The sequence below is a fragment of the Glycomyces sp. NPDC050141 genome (assembly GCF_055586545.1).
The window spans coordinates 1-18,667 of sequence record NZ_JBVJHZ010000051.1 but is presented as its reverse complement, the minus strand read 5'-3'; the positions used below and the strand labels follow the sequence as shown (position 1 = coordinate 18,667).

The 18,667-nt window shown below is 71.6% G+C and carries 14 protein-coding genes; 6 read left to right on the top strand and 8 right to left on the bottom strand.

The window, feature by feature from the left end:
- Positions 1 to 53: 53 nt before the first annotated feature.
- The 6 genes from ilvD to hemE form a co-directional block, all read right to left on the bottom strand.
- Complete coding sequence (ilvD, locus tag ACZ60M_RS22940) at positions 54 to 1,898, bottom strand: dihydroxy-acid dehydratase (protein ID WP_465421174.1); 1,845 nt, start codon at positions 1,896 to 1,898, stop codon at positions 54 to 56.
- An 83-nt stretch (positions 1,899 to 1,981) separates the two neighbouring features.
- Positions 1,982 to 2,407, bottom strand: coding sequence for a S24/S26 family peptidase (locus tag ACZ60M_RS22935; protein ID WP_465421172.1), 426 nt, complete (start codon positions 2,405 to 2,407; stop codon positions 1,982 to 1,984).
- On the bottom strand, positions 2,394 to 2,606 hold the full coding sequence (locus ACZ60M_RS22930) for a hypothetical protein (RefSeq protein ID WP_465421170.1): 213 nt from the start codon (positions 2,604 to 2,606) through the stop codon (positions 2,394 to 2,396). Before ACZ60M_RS22930 ends, ACZ60M_RS22935 begins: the two co-directional genes overlap by 14 nt.
- Before the next feature lie 9 nt (positions 2,607 to 2,615).
- Entirely contained in the window at positions 2,616 to 3,332 is a 717-nt protein-coding gene (hemQ, locus tag ACZ60M_RS22925) for a hydrogen peroxide-dependent heme synthase (RefSeq protein ID WP_465421168.1), read from the bottom strand.
- Between the two features lie 12 nt (positions 3,333 to 3,344).
- Positions 3,345 to 4,751: a protoporphyrinogen oxidase gene (hemG, locus tag ACZ60M_RS22920; RefSeq protein ID WP_465421166.1), complete on the bottom strand. Its 1,407-nt coding sequence runs from the start codon at positions 4,749 to 4,751 to the stop codon at positions 3,345 to 3,347.
- Entirely contained in the window at positions 4,748 to 5,788 is a 1,041-nt protein-coding gene (gene hemE / locus ACZ60M_RS22915; RefSeq protein ID WP_465421164.1) for a uroporphyrinogen decarboxylase, read from the bottom strand. The genes hemG and hemE overlap by 4 nt, the downstream gene beginning before the upstream one ends.
- A gap of 256 nt (positions 5,789 to 6,044) precedes the next feature.
- Here hemE and ACZ60M_RS22910 point away from each other — a divergent pair, with 256 nt between their 5' ends.
- On the top strand, positions 6,045 to 7,259 hold the full coding sequence (locus tag ACZ60M_RS22910; protein WP_465421162.1) for a ribonuclease D: 1,215 nt from the start codon (positions 6,045 to 6,047) through the stop codon (positions 7,257 to 7,259).
- Between the two features lie 3 nt (positions 7,260 to 7,262).
- Here the strand turns inward: ACZ60M_RS22910 and ACZ60M_RS22905 are convergent, their stop codons facing one another.
- Positions 7,263 to 8,042 carry a hypothetical protein gene (locus tag ACZ60M_RS22905; RefSeq protein WP_465421160.1) on the bottom strand — a complete coding sequence of 260 codons (780 nt, stop codon included), beginning with the start codon at positions 8,040 to 8,042 and terminating at the stop codon, positions 7,263 to 7,265.
- 152 nt (positions 8,043 to 8,194) lie between these two features.
- On the opposite strand from ACZ60M_RS22905, the gene ACZ60M_RS22900 reads away from it, so the two are divergent.
- The 4 genes from ACZ60M_RS22900 to ACZ60M_RS22885 all read left to right on the top strand — a co-directional run bounded on the left by ACZ60M_RS22900 (position 8,195) and on the right by ACZ60M_RS22885 (position 15,023).
- Entirely contained in the window at positions 8,195 to 9,385 is a 1,191-nt protein-coding gene (locus ACZ60M_RS22900) for a thiolase family protein (RefSeq protein WP_465421159.1), read from the top strand.
- On the top strand, positions 9,385 to 11,481 hold the full coding sequence (locus tag ACZ60M_RS22895) for a 3-hydroxyacyl-CoA dehydrogenase NAD-binding domain-containing protein (protein WP_465421157.1): 2,097 nt from the start codon (positions 9,385 to 9,387) through the stop codon (positions 11,479 to 11,481). The genes ACZ60M_RS22900 and ACZ60M_RS22895 overlap by 1 nt, the downstream gene beginning before the upstream one ends.
- Positions 11,482 to 11,724: 243 nt before the next feature.
- Positions 11,725 to 12,534 (top strand): hypothetical protein, encoded by an 810-nt coding sequence (locus ACZ60M_RS22890; protein ID WP_465421155.1) that lies wholly within the window; start codon positions 11,725 to 11,727, stop codon positions 12,532 to 12,534.
- Between the two features lie 203 nt (positions 12,535 to 12,737).
- Positions 12,738 to 15,023, top strand: coding sequence for an SCO7613 C-terminal domain-containing membrane protein (locus tag ACZ60M_RS22885; RefSeq protein WP_465421153.1), 2,286 nt, complete (start codon positions 12,738 to 12,740; stop codon positions 15,021 to 15,023).
- 41 nt (positions 15,024 to 15,064) lie between these two features.
- Here the strand turns inward: ACZ60M_RS22885 and ACZ60M_RS22880 are convergent, their stop codons facing one another.
- Positions 15,065 to 15,718, bottom strand: a complete 654-nt coding sequence (locus tag ACZ60M_RS22880; RefSeq protein WP_465421151.1) for an NADPH-dependent F420 reductase — start codon at positions 15,716 to 15,718, stop codon at positions 15,065 to 15,067.
- A gap of 189 nt (positions 15,719 to 15,907) precedes the next feature.
- On the opposite strand from ACZ60M_RS22880, the gene ACZ60M_RS22875 reads away from it, so the two are divergent.
- Entirely contained in the window at positions 15,908 to 18,538 is a 2,631-nt protein-coding gene (locus ACZ60M_RS22875) for an SCO7613 C-terminal domain-containing membrane protein (protein WP_465421150.1), read from the top strand.
- The last annotated feature ends 129 nt before the right edge of the window (positions 18,539 to 18,667 follow it).

Genomic DNA, 18,667 nt, shown 5'->3' with positions numbered 1-18,667 from the left:
AATATGCAAGCGGCGGGGTCCCCGAGAGGACCCCGCCGCTGGAACGCGTTGCGCTAGTTGACCTTGCGGACCGCGCCGTCGCTGGCCGGGGTGGCCATCGACGCGTAGGCCTGCAGGGCGCGGGAGACGACGCGGTTGCGGCTCACCGGGGTGAACGGCTGCTCGCGCTTCTCCTGGGCCACACGGCGTTCGGCCAGCACCGAGTCGTCGACCTTCAGCTCCAGCTTGCGGGCCGGGATGTCGATCTCGATGATGTCGCCGTTCTCGACGAGGGCGATCAGGCCCTCACCGGCCGCCTCGGGGCTGACGTGCCCGATCGACAGGCCCGACGTGCCGCCGGAGAAGCGGCCGTCGGTGATGAGCGCGCACTTGCGGCCCAGGCCGCGGCCCTTCAGGAACGAGGTCGGGTACAGCATCTCCTGCATGCCGGGGCCGCCCTTGGGGCCCTCGTAGCGGATGACGACGACTTCGCCTTCGACCACGGACTTGTCGAGGATGCCCTGCACCGCGTCGTCCTGCGACTCGAAGACGTGCGCCGGGCCGGTGAAGGTCCAGTTCTCCTCGGGCACGCCCGCGACCTTGACGACGCAGCCGTCCTCTGCGAGGTTGCCGAACAGGACGGCCAGGCCGCCGTCCTTGGTGTAGGCGTGCTCGACGGAGCGGATGCAGCCTTCCCGAGCGTCCGTGTCGAGCGTCTTCCAGCGGTTCGAGGTCGAGAACGCCTGTGTGGTCCGGACGTTGCCGGGCGCGGCGTGGTAGAGCTCGATCGCTTCGGGCGCAGGCGATTCGGCGCGGATGTCCCACTTGCCGAGCCATCCGGCCAGGGTCGGGGAGTGGATGGAGCCGACGTCCTCGTGGAGCAGTCCGCCGCGGTACAGCTCGCCGAGGATCGCGGGGATGCCGCCGGCGCGGTGCACATCCTCCATGTGGTACTTCGCGGAGTTCGGGGCGACCTTCGCCAGGCACGGGACGCGGCGCGAGACCGCGTCGATGTCGGCGACGTTGAAGTCCAGCTCGGCTTCGCGGGCGGCCGCGAGCAGGTGCAGGATCGTGTTCGTGGAGCCGCCCATAGCGACGTCGAGCGCCATCGCGTTCTCGAAGGCGTCCTTCGTCGCGATCGAGCGCGGCAGGACCGACTCGTCGTCCTGCTCGTAGTAGCGGCGCGCCAGGTCCATGACGACGCGTCCGGCCTCCTCGAAGAGGGCGCGGCGGGAGGTGTGCGTGGCGAGGGTCGAGCCGTTGCCCGGCAGGGACAGGCCCAGCGCCTCGGTCAGGCAGTTCATCGAGTTCGCGGTGAACATGCCCGAGCAGGAACCGCACGTCGGACACGCGGCCTCCTCCATCTGGCGCAGCTGCGCGTCGGAGACGTCGTCGTTCGCGGCGGCGATCATCGGGTCGATGAGGTCGAGCTTCTGCGTGACGATCCCGTCGTTGTCGATCGTCTTGCCGGCCTCCATCGGGCCGCCGGAGACGAACACGACGGGGATGTTCAGGCGCAGCGCGGCCATGAGCATGCCCGGGGTGATCTTGTCGCAGTTGGAGATGCACACCAGGGCGTCGGCGCAGTGCGCGTTGACCATGTACTCGACGGAGTCCGCGATGATCTCGCGCGAGGGCAGCGAGTAGAGCATGCCCTCGTGGCCCATGGCGATGCCGTCGTCGACGGCGATGGTGTGGAACTCCTTGGAGACGCCCCCGGCCTCGGCGATGGCCTCGGCGACGATGTCGCCCATGTTCTTGAGGTGCACGTGCCCCGGGACGAACTGCGTGTACGAGTTGGCGATGGCGACGATCGGCTTGCCGAAATCGGAGTCGGTCATGCCCGTCGCGCGCCACAGCGCGCGAGCGCCCGCCATCTGGCGGCCGTGAGTGGAAGTGCGTGAACGTAGCGCTGGCATGGATCAAGTCTGCCACGTCCTGAATGTTGGGATCCTTCGCCCGGACCTTAGGACACACTAAGGTCCGAGGCGGTTGACCAGCGTCAGAACGAGCGGATCACTGAACCAACGATCAGGTTCGCTGGGCACGGCCCGTGGCGGCGCGAGTCCTCCCCGGCCGGGTTGTCGGCGCTGAGGAAGTAGTGCCCCGGCGGGACGGTCCCGGACGCGCCGGGCATCGGCTCGCCCGGCCCGGCAGTGACGCGTTTCACCCACCAAGGCGCTCTTGCCTTCTTGATATCGGCCCAGCCGAGCTGCGGATCGGGCGCGGCCACCACCACGATGTCCCCGTTCTCGATCCGGCGAGTGCGCTTGGCCAGCACTTCCTGGCCGTCGCGCAGCGCCGGCTCCATCGAGACGCCCTCGACCTTGACGAGCACCCAGCGGCGCCGCAGCTGCCGCACCGACTCGGCCATGAGCGCGGCGACGGCGACCAGCGCCAGCACGAAGAACCAGTTAGAAGAGGTCATCGATGCCGCCCTCTTCGGCCTCCTCCGGGCGCTTCTTGCGGAACCGCTCGAACATCGAGAACGAGGTCAGCCCGAGCGCGGCCATGACGATGAGGATGCCGTAGGCCAGCGCGGCGACCACGAGGACGACCACGACCGTGTTGATGATGACGAAGGCTTCGGCGACGCCGTCGACATTGTCGACGTTGCTGGGGTCCATGCCCAGACCCTACGGCAGGTCGTTGATGATGTCCGTGATGCTCCGGCGCTTGCCGGTGTAGAACGGGATCTCTTCGCGCACATACAGTCTCGCGCGGGAGGCGCGCAGTTCGCGCATGAGGTCGACGATGCGGTGAAGCTCGTCGGCCTCGAACGCGAGAATCCACTCGTAGTCGCCGAGGGCGAAGGACGCGACGGTGTTGGCCCGCACGTCCGGGTAGTCGCGGGCCATCTGGCCGTGCTCGCGCAGCAGGTCGCGGCGCTCCTCGTCCGGGAGCAGGTACCAGTCGTAGGACCGCACGAACGGGTAGACGCAGACGTACCCCTTCGGGTCCTCGTCGGCGAGGAACGCCGGGATGTGGCTGCGGTTGAACTCGGCGGGGCGGTGCAGGGCCATGTTCGACCAGACCGGCGCGAGGTGGCGGCCGAGGGCGGAGCGGCGGAAGTCCGCGTAGGCCTTCTGCAGCTGGTCGGAGGATTCGGCGTGCCACCAGATCATCAGGTCGGCGTCGGCGCGCATCCCGGTGAGGTCGTACGTGCCGCGCACGGTGACGCCCTGGTCGCCGCAGTGCTTCGCGAAGAACGCCTCCATGTCGCTGGCGAGGTCCTGGCGGATCGAGGGCATGGACTCCTCGACGCGGAACACCGACCACAGCGTGTAGCGGATGGTGTCGTTCAGGTCCCTGATGCGCTGCGCGTTCGGGTTGTTGCCCTGGTGTTCAGCCACGTTGCGGCCCTTCTAGTTCGACTTCAGCTGTGCTGCGATGGTATTCGCCGCGTCCTGGCCCGAGGCGATGCACGCCGCGATGCCGACGCCGTCGACGGCCGCACCGGCGATGGCGATGTTGCGGTGCGCCCCGAGCGCTTCGCGGGCGGCCGCGACGCGGGCGACGTGGCCGGGGGTGTACTGCGGGAGGGCGCCGCCCCAGCGGTCGACGCGCTGCTCGACCGGGTCGGGCAGGCGCTGGCCGAGGTGTTCGCCGAGTTCGCGCAGGGCGGTCTTGGCGAGGGTCGCGTCGTCGTACTGGAGCAGGGACTCCTCGCCGAGGCGGCCCATGGAGACGCGCACGATCTGGCGGCGGCGGCCGAGGTGCGGCCATTTCTTGCTCGCGAAGGTGGCGGCCTTGACGGTCTTGCCTTCGGAAGCGGGCGTGAGGAACCCGGAGCGCTCGGGCAGGTCGATCTGGTCGAACGCGAAGGCGGCCAAGGCGACCGAGGCGTACGCGACGCCCGAGAGCGCGGCGGCGGCCTGGGGTTCGACGCCGCGCAGGAGCACGGCGGCGGGCGAGGCGGGGACGGCCAGGATGACTGCGTCGGCGGTGATCTTGATCGGGTCGGGCACGGGCCCGGCGATGACCTCCCAGCCGTAGGGGGTCTGGCGGAGCTCGCGCACGGTCATGCCGAGGCGGATCTCCGCGCGGGCCGAAGCGGACGTGGCGGTGACGAGCCGTTCGAGGCCGCCGTCGATCGTGGCGAACACGGGTTTGCGGGGGCCATCTGTGGGCGGCCGCTTGATCTCGTTGACCGCGTCGGTCAGGCGCGCATGGCGTTCGAGCGCGGAGGCGAGCTGCGGCATGACGGCGCGCACGGAGAGCCGGTCGACGTCGCCCGCGTAGACGCCGCCGAGCATCGGGGCGACGAGCCGGTCGAGCACGTCGTCGCCGAGACGCGAGCGGACCAGCGCACCGACGGACATGTCCGCGCCCGCTTCGAGGATCGGCAGGCCGTTGTCGGGGCGCTCCTTGGCGTCCGCGATCGCCGCGACGTCGGCGGGGTCCCCGGGGATGCCCATCATGTGCCCGGCCGGGAAGTCGAGCAGTTCGCCGCCGAGGCTCAAGGCGGGCTTGGCGTCCGAGGGGTAGACCAGCGCTTCCCCGAGGCCCACGGCCTCGGCGAGCGCGATCGCCTCGGGCCGGGCGGCCAGGAGCGATTCGGCGCCGGTCTCGACGTCGCGTCCGGCGAAGTCGACGGTGTGGATCTTGCCGCCCAGGCGCATGGCCTGCTCGGCGACGATGATCTCGGCGTCGGGGCCGAGGTGCTCGCGCAGGCGGTGGGCGGCGGCGAGGCCGGTGATGCCGCCGCCGACGATGAGGACGCGGGTCCGTCCCGGCGTGCCCGTCACGCGGGCGGGCGTCATCGGGCTCATCGGGCGGTGGCCTCATGCACGCGGTCGACGACGAGCTTGAGCTTCGCGGGGTCGGAGTCCGGGAGGACGCCGTGGCCGAGGTTGAAGATGTGGCCCTTGGCGCCCTTGGCGGCCTCGAGTACGGCGTCGGTTTCAGCGATGAGCGCCGCGTCGTCGGCGAAGATCAGCGCCGGGTCGAGGTTGCCTTGGAGGACCTTGTCGGGCAGGCGCTTCGCGGCCTGGTCCAGGGGGATGCGGAAGTCGATGCCGCTGACTTCGGCGCCGGTCTCGGTCATCGCCTCGAGCAGGTGCCCGGTGCCGACGCCGAAGTGGATGCGCGGCACGGAGTGCGCGACGCCCGCGAGCGCGGCCGTGGAGTGCGGCAGCACGAACTTGCGGTAGTCGGCCTCGGAGAGCGCCCCGGCCCAGGAGTCGAAGAGCTGCACGGCCTGTGCTCCTGCTTCGACCTGGACGCGGAGGAACTCGCCGCAGATGGCGGCGAGGCGGGAGGCGATGCCGTGCCAGACCTCGGGCTGGGACTTCATGAGCGCCTTGGTCTTCGCGTGGTCGCGGCTCGGGCCGCCCTCGATGAGGTAGGACGCGAGCGTGAAGGGCGCCCCGGCGAAGCCGATGAGCGGCGTGTCGCCGAGTTCCTTGACGAGCAGGCCGATGGCCTCGGTGATGTAGGGGACGTCGCACGGGTCGAGGTTGCGCAGGCGCTTGACGTCGGCCTCGGTGCGGAAGGGCTCGGCGACGACGGGGCCGACCCCGGGGACGATCTTGACGTCGACGCCGATGGCGGCGAGCGGTACGACGATGTCGGAGAAGAAGATCGCGGCGTCGACGCCGTAGCGGCGCACCGGCTGCATCGTGATCTCGGCGACGAGCTCGGGGGTGCTGCACGCTTCGAGCATCGTGGTGCCCTTGCGGGCTTCCTTGTACTCCGGGAGCGAGCGCCCGGCCTGGCGCATGAACCAGACGGGGGTGTGGCTGGGTGCCTCGCCGCGGCAGGCCGCGAGGAACGGGGACGCTGAGGATACGGCTGCTGCGTTAGACACGGTCCAATACTTTCACGCCGACCGCACACCCGCCCGCAGCGGCGAGTGCGATGTGGCCCGCATCGGAGGGGCCGCGTTCAGTGCCGCTCCGCTGCGATGTGCCCCGCACTCGCGCATGGGGTGTGGCGGGGGACCCCCCGCGCCGCCGTCCATCATGGAGGTCAAATAGGGTGATTGAGCCACTATCGGGTGGAAATCGGTCTCCAGCCCGGCGGGGCAGTAGCGCGGGCAGGTTACCTGGCCGTACGGTGAACGTGTGACCGATCCCCAGCCCGAGCCCGAAGCCGAACTCCTCACCGAGCCGCGTGAAGGCATGCCGCCGCTCATCCAGACCTCCGCCGAGCTGGCCGAGGCCGCCGAACGCCTCGAGTCCGGTTCCGGTCCCATCGCCATCGACACCGAGCGCGCCTCCGGCTTCCGCTACTCGGGTCGCGCGTACCTCATCCAGCTGCGGCGCGCGGGCGCCGGCTCGGTCCTGGTCGACCCCATCCCGATCGAGGACCTGTCGCCACTGCGCCGCGCGCTCACCGGCCCCGAGTGGATTCTCCACGCCGCGAGCCAGGACCTGCCGTGCCTCGAAGAGCTGGACCTGCGGCCCGCGAAGCTGTTCGACACCGAACTGGCCGCGCGGCTGTGCAACTTCGAGAAGGTCGGGCTCGCCTCGATCACCGAGCAGCTGCTCGGGTACCGCCTGGAGAAGCAGCACTCGGCGGCCGACTGGTCCTCGCGCCCGCTCCCCCACGACTGGCTCGTCTACGCCGCCCTCGACGTGGAGCTCCTGACGGAGCTGCGCGGGAAGCTCGCGGCCGAGCTCGCCAAGCAGGGCAAGTCCGAATGGGCCGAAGCCGAGTTCGAGCACGTGCGCAATGCAGGACCGCCCAAGCCCCGCAAGGAGCCGTGGCGGCGTACCTCCGGCATCCACAAGGTGCGCGGCGCGAAGGCCCTCGGCCGCGTGCGCGCGGTGTGGGAGGCCCGGGACAACCTGGCGCGCAAGCTCGACCGCGCGCCCGGGAAGGTCCTGCCGGACGCGGCGATCGTGGAGGCGGCGACCGCCGACCCGACCGACTTCGCCGAGCTGATGAGCCTTCCGGGGTTCCGCCGACGCGGCGGGCGCACGAACGCGCGCCTGTGGCTCGCGGCCCTCGCCGACGCGCGCACCGTCCCGAACGACGAGCTGCCCTCGACCACGCCGCCTCAGGACGGCCCGCCCGCGACCCACCGCTGGGCCGACCGCGATCCCGTCGCGGCCGAACGCCTCGCGGCGGCCCGCGAGGTCGTCACCGAGACCGCCGAGCGCCACAACCTCCCGGCCGAGAACCTGATCGCGCCCGCCTTGGTCCGCGGCCTCGCGTGGGAGCCGCCGAAGAAGGTCACCGAGAAGCACATCCGCACGCTCCTCGCCGAGACCGGCGCCCGCGAATGGCAGATCGACCTCCTGGCCGAAGGCCTCGCCAAGGCCCTCGAAGCCTGACCGTCAGCCGGTGAGGCGCAGGCCGAGCAGGTGTTCCTGCAGGCCTTCGAGCGCCGCTGAGTCGCTCGGGCCGCCGTAGGAGCAGACGGCCGCTCCGGCGCTGCCCCGGTAGACGGCGACGAAGCCCCAGCGTTCGGTCCACTCGCCTTCGCGGGTCTCGCCGCTCTCGGGGTCGACGGCGGTGTTCCAGGTGTACTCGGTTTCGGCCGCGAGGACGGCGCTGCCGTCGATCCGGTAGTGGCCGAAGGCCGTATCGCCGGTGCGCTCGTAGACCGAGGCCTCGTCGTAGCGGGCCCGCTGGGCTACCGCGATCGCGCTGAAGACGCTCTCGTCGTCGAGGAAGTCGGCGATGGGGATGGAGCGCTGACCGGCCGCGTAGCAGAGCAGGCGGGCGCCGTCCTGCTCGTAGCCGAGCAGCGCGTCGTACACCGCCGGGTCCGCCACGGGCGTCCAGCCTTCGGGTTCGGGGTCGGGGACCCAGACGTTCGGGGCGGCGTTGACGTACCCGTCGGTCGAGGCCAGCGCGGCCTGCCCGGCGGTGAGGTCGGTGGCGTCGGGGAACTGGACGGTCTCGGGGTCCTCGGGCACGTACGGGCCGCCCTCGCCTTCGCAGCAGACGCCTTCGCCGCAGGCCATGACCCCGGCCGCGCAGGTCGCGTCCTCGACCATGTTCCACCAGACGATGACGGCGCCCGAAGCTGCCAGGAGGAGCGCGACGACGACGTTGATCATGACCGGGCGGCGAAGCCCGGGTCCCGACTCGGCGTTCAGGGGTTCGCTCATCCGGCACACCCTAGTTATGACGTGCCAGGACGCGGGTTCGTGAAACCATCGGGAGGCTCGCCCGGGGCGGGCCGTGACATCGAACTTACTTGCGGGTAACATTCGTTGTGACGTTGCACTCTCAACGCTGCATACCCAAAGGAGGGGCTGGCGTGAACGACACCATCCGCGATGTCGTCTTCGTCGACGGGGTACGGACCCCGTTCGGCAAGGCGGGGAAACTCTTCGAAGAGACCCGCGCCGACGACATGATCATCCGCTGCATCAGGTCGCTGCTGCGCCGCAACCCGGGGCTGCCGCCTGAGCGGGTCGACGAAGTGGCCCTCGCGGCCACCACGCAGATCGGCGACCAGGGCCTCACGCTCGGCCGGACCGCCGCAATCCTGGCCGGACTGCCGAACACCGTCCCCGGGTACTCGATCGACCGCATGTGCGCGGGCGCGATGACGGCGGTGACCAGCGTGTCGTCCGCGATCGCGGCCCGCCAGTACGACATCGCCATCGCCGGCGGCGTCGAGTCGATGTCGAACCACCCCATGGGCGAGGGCGTCGACCCCAACCCGCGCATCATCGCCGAGCGCCTGGTGGACCCGGACGCGCTCAACATGGGCCTCACCGCCGAGAACCTGCACGACCTCTACCCGCACCTCACCAAGGAGCGCGCGGACGCCTACGCCGTGGGCACGCAGCAGCGGTACGCCGCCGCGGTCGAGCAGCTCAGCGCCGACATCACCACCATGGCCGCGCGCTCGACCGACGACGGCTGGACCGTCGCGACCACCGACACGCTGCCGCGTCCGGGCACGACCATGGAAGGGCTCGCGAACCTGCGCACCCCGTTCCGCCCGCACGGCCGGGTGACCGCCGGGACCGCCTCGCCGCTGACCGACGGGGCCACCGCGTGCCTCCTGGCCGACGCCGAGACCGCCGCCGAACTGGGGCTGCCCGCCGCGATGCGGATGGTCGGCTACGCGTTCGCGGGCGTCGACCCCGAGATCATGGGCGTCGGGCCGATCCCCGCGACGGAGAAGGCCCTCGCCCGCGCGGGCCTCTCGATCGAGGACATCGGGCTGATCGAGATCAACGAGGCGTACGCCGTCCAGGTGCTGGCGTTCCTCGACCACTTCAAGATCGCCGACGACGACCCGCGGGTGAACCCGTGGGGCGGCGCCATCGCGATCGGCCACCCGCTGGCCTCCTCGGGCGTGCGCCTCATGACGCAGCTCGCCCGCGAGTTCGTCGTGCACCCCGAGGTGCGCTACGGCATCACCACCATGTGCGTCGGCCTCGGCCAGGGCGGCACGGTCATCTGGGAGAACCCGAACTTCAAGGGGGCCAAGTAATGTCCGCGACTCCGTATGCGACACCGCTCGACCTTCCCGATTTCGAGGAAGAGGTCGTCACCGAGGCCCACGTCCGGTACCTGGAACCGCGGGGGCTCGGCGGCAAGGCCGCGATCATCACGCTCGACAACGGGTTCGACCACACCAAGCCCAGCTCCTTCGGGCCCGGCGGGCTCAAGAACCTGTGGTACGCCCTGGACGAGGTCGAGGCAGCGGACGACGTCAAGCTGATCGCCGTGACCGGGAAGCCGTTCATCTTCCTGGCCGGGGCCGACATCAAGCTCATGCCGAGCCTGGAGAGCCGCGAACAGGGCCTGATGCTGGCGCAGGCCGGGCACGCGCTCTACAAGCGGCTCAAGGACTCCGCCGTCCCCACGTTCGCGTTCGTCAACGGCGTCGCCCTCGGCGGCGGCTTCGAGCTGGCGCTGCACTGCCACTACCGGACCGTGAGCGCCAGCGCGAACGGCCTGGGCCTGCCGGAGGTCTCGATCGGGCTCATCCCCGGCTGGGGCGGCTCGCAGATCCTGCCGAACCTCATCGGGGTCGAGAAGGCCGCGCAGGTCATCGTCGGGAACCCGCTGAACCAGAACAAGATGCTGCGCGGCACGGACCTCGTGCCCATGGGCATCGCGGACGCGCAGTTCGACGGCGCGGACTTCCTGGAGGAGTCGCTGGAGTGGGCGGTCGCAGTGGCTACCGGCGCCACGGTCGTCGAGCGCCCGGAGATCGACCGGTCGGTGTGGCCCGCGGTGATCGCGGGGGCGCGCGCGCTCGTGGACGAGAAGGTCCACAACGCGTCCGCCGCCGCCGTCCGCGCGCTGGACCTCCTGGAACTGGCGCAGACCGCCACGTTCGAAGAGGGCTCGCTCGCCGAGGACGAGGCGCTGGCCGATCTTGAGGCCGGGCCGCAGTTCCAGTCGAGCATCTACGCGTTCAACCTGGTCCGGGCCCTGGGCAAGCGTCCTGAGGGCGCGCCGAGCCCGGGTCTGGCGAAGGACGTCACGAAGGTCGGCGTGGTCGGGGCCGGGCTCATGGCCGGGCAGATCGCGCTCATGTTCGCGCGGCGCCTCGAGGTGCCCGTCGTGATGACGGACCTGGACGAGGACCGGGCGCAGAAGGGCCTGGCGTACGTGCGGGCCGAGATCGACAAGCTCGCGGCGAAGGGCCGCACGTCCAAGCTGAAGGCCGCGAAGCTCCGCTCGCTGGTGACGGCGAGCGCGGACAAGTCCGTGTACGCCGACTGCGACCTGGTGATCGAGGCGGTCTTCGAGGAGCTGGGCGTCAAGCAGGCGGTGTTCGCCGAGATCGAGCCGATCATCTCGGCGGAGTGCCTGCTGGTCACCAACACCTCGGGGCTGTCGGTGACGGCGATGGGCTCGAAGCTCGCGCAGCCGGAGCGCCTGGTGGGGATGCACTTCTTCAACCCGGTGGCGGTCATGCCGCTGGTCGAGGTCATCGCGACCGACAAGACCGACGACGCGACGCTCGCGACCGCGTACGCGGTGGCGAAGAAGCTGAAGAAGACCGCGGTGGGCTCGGCCGACCGGCCGGCGTTCATCGTGAACCGCCTGCTGGGCCGGATGCTCGCGGAGGTCACGGGCGCGGTGGACGCGGGCACGCCTATCGAGGTCGCGGACGTGGCGCTCGACGAGCTGGGGCTGCCGATGCGGCCGTTCGCGCTGCTGGAGCTCGTGGGCCTGCAGGTGGCCTGGCACCTGTGCCAGCACCTGAACGAGGACCTGGGGCCGCGGTTCCCGGCGTCGCAGAACCTGCGGCGCATGGCCGAGGCCGGCTTCCCGGTGTTCGACGCTTCGGCGAAGGGCAAGGGGCGGCTCACGTCGGAGGCGAAGGGCCTGATCGAGCTGGGCGGCGACGCGTCGTCGGCCGAGGAGGTCAAGGAGCGCGTGCTCAAGGGCCTGGCCGAGGAGGTCAGGTTCATGCTCGACGAGGGCGTGGTGCCGTCGCCGAAGCAGGTGGACCTGGCGATGATCATGGGCGCGGGCTTCCCGTTCTGGCTGGGCGGGCTGACGCCGTACCTGGACCGCGAGGGGATTTCGACCGCAGTGTCCGGATCACCGTTCGCGGCAAACGCTTAGGTGGCCCCAGTCACGTTATCTTTGCGACGAGCCCCGACTCATCCGTTCGGATGAGTCGGGGCTCGTACCTTGTTCGGAGGGGGCCTAGGGGCACGTCGGATGTGCTCGTACACATACCACGATAGGGTCGATACCGGGCATTTGCCTTGAGCGCAACTTACTGGCCAGTTACCCCGCGGCTCCTTTGGAAAACGCTGAACTTCGCGGCTTTGACCTGGCTTTTGCAACCCCTACGGTTGCCCGATGCATTTTCGCAAGATCATCGAAGGCGTGACCGGCTCGGTCCGGAGCGCCGCCGCCGGCATCGCCGAGCGGTCGAGCAAGATCTTCTCCAAGGGCGAGGGCGAGGGCGAGCACCACCGCGTCCGCCGCCTCGCCGTCGTCGGCATCGCAGCCGCCGTCTTCACCGGCTCCGGCGCCACCGCCGCGTGGGCCATCAGCAACACCGAGGAGCCCGTCGCCGAGGTCGCCGCCGAGGCGCCCGCGACCACCGAGGAAGCCACCACCGAGGCTCCTGCGACCACCGAGGCCCCCGCCCCCACCGAAGAGGCCACCACCGAGGCCCCGGTCGAGGAGGAGACCACCGAGGAGCCCGCCGGGCCCGTCGACATCGAGGTCTCCGACCTCGACGACGAGCAGGAGGCCAACGCGGTCACGATCATCGAGACCGGCAAGGAGCTCGGCTTCGACGAGCAGGGCTGGGCCGTCGCCCTCGCCACCGCGATGCAGGAGGCGAAGCTCTACAACGCCGCCTCCGAGGCCGTCCCGGAGAGCTTCGAGTACACCGACTCCGAGGTCACCTACTCCGACCACGACTCGGTCGGCCTGTTCCAGCAGCGCACCTCGATGGGCTGGGGCTCGATCGAAGAGCTCATGGACCCCGCGACCTCCGCGAGCAAGTTCTACAACACCCTCAAGGACGTCGACGGCTGGGAGGGCATGTCGGTCGCCTCGGCCGCCCAGGCCGTGCAGGTCTCGGCCTACCCGGACTACTACGCCCAGTGGGAAGGCCTCGCCTACGACATCATCGACGCCTACAACGCGTCCGCCTAAGGCTTAATCCTCCTCCCGATGGAACGGGGCCCCGCTGCTGCGAGTGGGGTCCCGTTCCTCTTTCTATGCGCGGGAACCGTTTAGAGGAATCCACGAAATATCGGGGCCGGTACCGGAACTCGCGCGCGCGATCTTGTGGGGCACCGACAAAACCTGCCCGATTCGTCCCATTCACGGTTTGACAGGGCCCCAACACTGTCCGTATGAACCAAACCGACACCCCTCGGCCCGGAACCCAAGGCCCGCCGCCCTACCCCGGGCCTCCCCCGGTCGACGCCCCGCCCGCCGCGAGCGCCGAACGGCGCGCCGAGCTCACCACCAAGTCCGTCCAGATCGTCCTGCTGTGCCTCGGCGGGCTGCTCCTGACCGCGGGCATCATCGTCTTCACCGCCGTCGCCTGGCGCCAGCTCGGCGACGGCGGCCGCCTCACGATCCTCGCCGGGGCCACCGGCCTGCTCCTGGCCGTGCCCCTGGCGCTCACCAGGTTCCGCCTGTGGGCGACCGCCGAGACCCTCGCCGCGACCGCGACGCTCGCGCTCTGGTGCTCGGCCCTCGCCGGGTACTACCTGTACCTCCCGAGCGGCACCGCCATCACCGCCATCTCGGTGGCCCGCTGGACCGCGCTCGTGCTCGCCGCCGCGATCCTCTACCGGATCGCCGCCCGCGTCAGCGCCCCCGGCTGGGCGATCCTGCCGATCGCCGCCACCGGGACGGCCTTCGCCGCGTTCGGCGGCGCCGTCGAGGCCGCCCTGCACATGGGCCTCATCGGCGCGGTGCTCGCCGTCGCGGCCTGGACCGTGCGCGTCGCCCCGACCCGCCACACCGCCTCCGACCAGTGGTCGGCCCGCGTGCTCCTCGCCGCCGGGATCACCACCGTGTTCCTCGCGGGCCTGCGGGCCGCGTTCGGCCTCGACGCGGCGCTCCTGCCCACGGTGGCCGCCGTCGCGTGCCTGCTCGCCGCCGCCGTGATGCTCGCGTTCGTGCACGCCCACGGCACCGGCACCGCCCGCGCGGCCGTGCTCGTCCTCGGCCTGACGGCCGCCGCGCTCACCGTCACCGCGTGGATCCTCGCGTTCCGGGCGGAGGAACCGCTCCTGGCCGTGCCCGCGTTCGCGCTCGCAGTCGGCTTCGTCGTCGCGTTCGCGTCCTGGACCGACCCGAACGAGGACGTCGCCTGGATCGCCCCGACGGCCGCCGCCGCCACCGTGATCACCGCGCTCGCCTCGCTCGGCGCAGTCACCACCGACGCGCAGACGCTCACCGCCTACGCCGGGGCGACCGCCCTGGCGCTCGCAGCCGCGCTGATCTTCCCCGCGCCCCTCTCGGAGGCCCTGCGGCGGTCGGCAGCCACCGTGGGGGCGGGCGTCCTCGCCTGGTGCGCGGCACTGAGCCTCGCCGCGTTCCCCGTCGCGTTCGGTGCCGAACCGGTCTCGGCCCTCGGCGGGGAGGTCCCCGCGATCGGCGCCGCGTGCGCCCTCGGCGTCACCGCGGTCCGCACCGGCTGGAGGCGCGACTACCTCGCTGTCGTCACCGCGGTCGCCGCGCTCGGCGCGGGCGGAATCGCGGACCTGACGTGGGCGCCCGCTGTGTCCTTCGCGGTCGCCGCCATCGCGGCCCTGGTCGTCGCGTTCGCCTCGCCGGGCCCGGTCCGCCGCGTCATCGCATGGGTCATCGCGCACCTGTGGATCGCCGCTGCCACACTCGCCGCGACGTACGAGCGCTCCAGCAACAGCGTCGACGCCGAGCCCGCGTTCATGGCCGCCGCGGTCTGCGCCGCCGCGCTCCTCGCCGCCGTCCACGCCAAGCCCCCGGCGGACGCCATGGCCCGCACCGCCGCCCGCGTCAGCGCCCACAGCGCGATCGGCGCGTACCTGGCCTGGCTCGCCGCGCCGCAGATCCTGGAAGGCGTGAACCTGTACGCGCCCTTGGCGTTCCTCGCGTACGCGGCCGCGCTCGCCGTCGCCTCGCTCGCGAACGCACACGGCCGCGTCGCCTACGCGTTCGGCTCATGCGCCGCCGCGACCGCCGCGCAGCTCCTGCTCACGGCCTACAGCGGCACCGACACCGTCGAGTACTACACGGGCCCGCCCGCGCTGCTGCTCCTCGCCGTCGGTCTCTGGCTGCTGCGCCGCAACCCCGAGACCGGCTCGTGGGCGGCGCTCGCCCCGGCCCTCGTGCTCGGGTTCGGGCCGTCGCTGGTGCTCGCACTGGGCACGGACGGCGAAGTGTGGCGGCGCATCGGTGTCGGCGCGGCCGCGCTCGCGGTGCTGCTGCTCGCGGCCAACCGGCGCTGGCAGGCGCCGCTGGTGATCGCCGCGATCGTGCTGAGCGTCCTGGCGGTCAACGAGATCGTGCTCGTGTGGAGCCTGGTCCCGAAGTGGGCGCCGCTGTCGGTCGGCGGCGCGATCCTCATCGCCGCCGGGGCGACGCTGGAGCAGCGCCGCCGCGACCTGGCGCGGATCTCCAAGTCGCTCAAGGCAATGCGGTAACGAGGCGAGGGCCCCGCGTCGGCGACGCGGGGCCTTTCGGTCTACCGGGCGATCTTGAAGTTGAAGCGGCTGTGGCCCAGGGCCAGGTAGATCCGCAGCCAGAACGCGAGCGCGAGCTCGGCGCCGCGCGCGGCCTCGATGCCGCCGAGGTCGAGCACGTCGGTGTGGCCGATCTGCTCCAGGAGCGCGGTCGCGACCCGCTTGGCCTCGGCGTCCTCGCCGCAGACGAACACAGTGTGGTCGCCGCCCGCGACGGCCTCCGGGTGCGCCATGACCGCGTCGTTCATCGTGTTGAGGGCCTTGACGACCCGCGCTTCGGGGAAGGCCCGCTGGAGGCGCTCGCCGAGCGAGTCGGTCTCGTTCGCGCCGACCAGCGGAAGTCCTTCGGACGGAGTCATCTCGTTGGCGACGTCGAGGAGGACCTTCCCGGCGAGGTTCGCGGCCCCGGCGGCCTCGAGCGCGGCGAGCGAATGCGACCCGGAGGAGGCGTTGACGATCAGCTCGGCACCGGCGGCCGCGTCGTGGAACGTGAGGAGCGCGATGCCGGGCCGTTCGGCGGCCCAGTCGGGGTAGTCGCCGCGGGCGAGCGTGGCCTGCGGGTCGCGGGTGCCGACCGCGACCTCGTGGCCGAGTTCGGCGAGCCGTCCGGCCAGCGTGCGGCCGACGGCACCGGTGCCGAGTACAGCGATCTTCATAGGTGGTCCTTTGGGGTTCGTCGAGTGGGGCGCGACGAGTTAAGCACACGCGGGTGCCGCCCGTTTAGAGGAATCCTGAAAGAATTCAAGGCGGAAGCGGGGTCTGCACGCAGTGCCCGTTGTAGCAGGCCTACAAACCGCGTCCGTTTTGCCCGAATCCCAGGTTGACAGGACCAGCACACTGTGCACATGAACACGTACAACTGCCCCCGGTGCGGCAGCCCCTCCACGATCGAGCGGTGCGCGGCGTGCGGGCGCGGGCCCGAGCCGCTGCTCGCGCGGCTCGGCGAGCTCGACGCCGTGCTGGCGACGATGCCCGCGACGCTCCAGAGCCGCACGGCCGTCGAGGCCGAACGCGTCAGCATCCTCAAGGGACTTACCGAGGTGGCCGCACGCTACCTCGCCGAGGCCGAAGGCCGGGCCCGCACCGCCCCCACGCCGCAGGCCCCGACGCCTGCACCGCTGACCCCCACTCCCCCGGCCGCGCCGGCCACGCCGCCGGGCGGCGCCCTGCAGCTCCCCGGCATGCAGCCGGGCGTCCCGCAATATCCCGGAACGCCGCAGCCGCACACCCCGCCCGGCGGCGCTTTCCAAATGCCGCAGGAGAAGGGCGAGGTCGGCTCCAAGACCGTCCAGACCGTGCTCCTCAGCCTCGGCGGGCTCCTCGTCGCCGCCGCGCTCATCATCTTCACCGCCGTCGCCTGGCGCAACATGGGCAACGGCGGCCGGGCCGGCGTCCTCGGCGGCGTCACCCTCCTGCTCCTCGCGATCCCGTTCGCGCTCAAGCGGTACCGCCTGTGGGCCACCGCCGAGACCTTCGCGGCCCTCGCCGCGCTCGCCCTCTGGTGCACCACCCTCGCCGGGTACTACCTGTACCGGCCGCCGGGCACCGAGTTCGGGCCCGAAGCCGTGGGCGCGTGGACCGCCGGGGTGCTCGTCGTGCTCGCCGCCTACCGGGCGCTCGCGCGGCTCACCGCCACCAGCTGGGTCATGCTGCCGCTCGCGCTCATCGGCTCCGCTTACGCCGCAGCCGCAAGCATCGGCCTGGCCGTCGTCCTCATGCTCGCCATCGCCGCGACCCTCGGCGCCGCCGCCTGGATCACCGGGAAGCGGCCGGGACAGTACGCGACCTCCGACAAATGGGCCGGACGGTTCCTCACCTGCGCCGCCGTCATCGCCGCCTGCTCGGCGGGTCTGCGCGCCGCCTTCGGCGTCGAAGACCCCGTCGTCCCGTCGATCGCCGCCGTTGTCGCGGTCCTGGCCGCCGCCAACCTCATCGGCGTCCACTTCGCCCGGCGCCTCGGCGTCACCCTCAACACCATGCTCATCGCCGGGTCCGCCGCCGGATCGCTCGTGCTGTGCGCGTGGGTCCTCGCGGTCCGCTCGGGCTCGCCCGAACTCGTCATCCCCTCCCTCGCGCTGTTCGCCGCAGGGTTCTTCCCGCTCGTGGCCACCAAGGCCCGCAAGAACGCATGGGGATTCGGCACGGCCGTCACCGCCGGGCTCTCGGGCCTCGCCGCGTTCGCGATCGTCGCCTTCGACGCGCCCGACCTGGCCGCCTACTTCACGGCGTTCCTCGCCGCCCGCCTCCTCGCCCCGGTCCTCGCCGACCCGCTCAGCGCCGCCTTCCGCACCGCGTCCTATGTCGTCGGCACCGGCACCGCCGTGGTCACCTCGCTGGTGGCCCTCGGCGGCCTCGGGTACCTGTTCTGGGGCAGCGACTTCGGATGGACCCTCTACGACGCCGAAGTGCCGATCGTCCTGGCGGCCTTCGCGATCGCCTCGGTGCTGCTGCCGCAGCGGTTCCGGCTCGACGGCGCGGCGCTCGCCGTCACGTTCGCGGTCGAATCCGCCGCGATCCTCCTGTGGGACCGGGACCCGGCCCGCTTCGACGCGGTCCCCACGATCGGGCTCCTCGTCTGCGGCGCGATCGCCCTCGCCGCCGCGCTGTTCTCCCGGACGCTCACCGGCCGCTGCACCGGCTGGGTCGCGCTCACCGTATGGGCCCCGCTCGCCGGGGCGACCGCCTCCTTCAGCGACACGTTCGATCCCGGCGACGTCTGGATTCGCCTGTGGCTCACCGTCACCGCCGCCGCGATGCTCGTCATCGCCGTCGGCGCCCCGCGCCGCAGCCGCCCCGACCGGGTGCTCGCCGCCGTCCTCGCCCACGTCCTCGGCGGCACCACCGCCGTGCTCAGCGCCCTCACCGACTTCATCGACTGGACCTACGACGACAACGCGACCGAGCTGATCCCGGCGCTCCAGTTCGGCGTCTACGCGCTCGCGCTCGCCGGGGCCGCGATCATGGCCCCGATCCGCAAGTGGGGGTACGTGATCGCGGCGCTGTGCACCGGCTCGCTCGGCTGGTGGTCGCTGCTGGCCGCGCTCGACGTCGGCACCCTGGAGTTCTACACCGCACCGCCCGCCGCCGTCGTGTTCCTCATCGGACTGTGGCGGCTCGAGCGGCACCCCGACACCGGGTCGTGGTCGACGCTCGCGCTGCCCATCCTCATCGGCATCGCCCCGAGCCTGCTGCTCGCGCTCGAAGACGGCAACGAGTTCCGCCGCGTCGGCGTCGGCGCCGCCGCGATCGCCGTGATCATCGCCGGTCTCGCCCGGCGCTGGCAGGCGCCGCTCGTGCTCGGCTCGATCGCGCTGGCGGTCATGGTCGTCAACGAGCTGCTCTTGCTGCGCGGGCACATCCCGACCTGGGTCCCGCCCGCCATCGGCGGCGCGATCCTCCTGGGCATCGGCGCCACCTTCGAACGCCGCCGCCGAGACCTCCGCCGCCTCCGCGAGGGCCTGAAGGCGATGCGCTAACCGCAGGAACGAAAAAGGCGGGGGGGGGGGGGGGGGGGGGGGGGGGGGGGGGGGTGTTGGGGGGGGGGGGGGGGGGGTGGTTGTCTTCTTGTGGGGGTTTGTTGCTGGGGGGGTGTGGGTAGTTTCCCT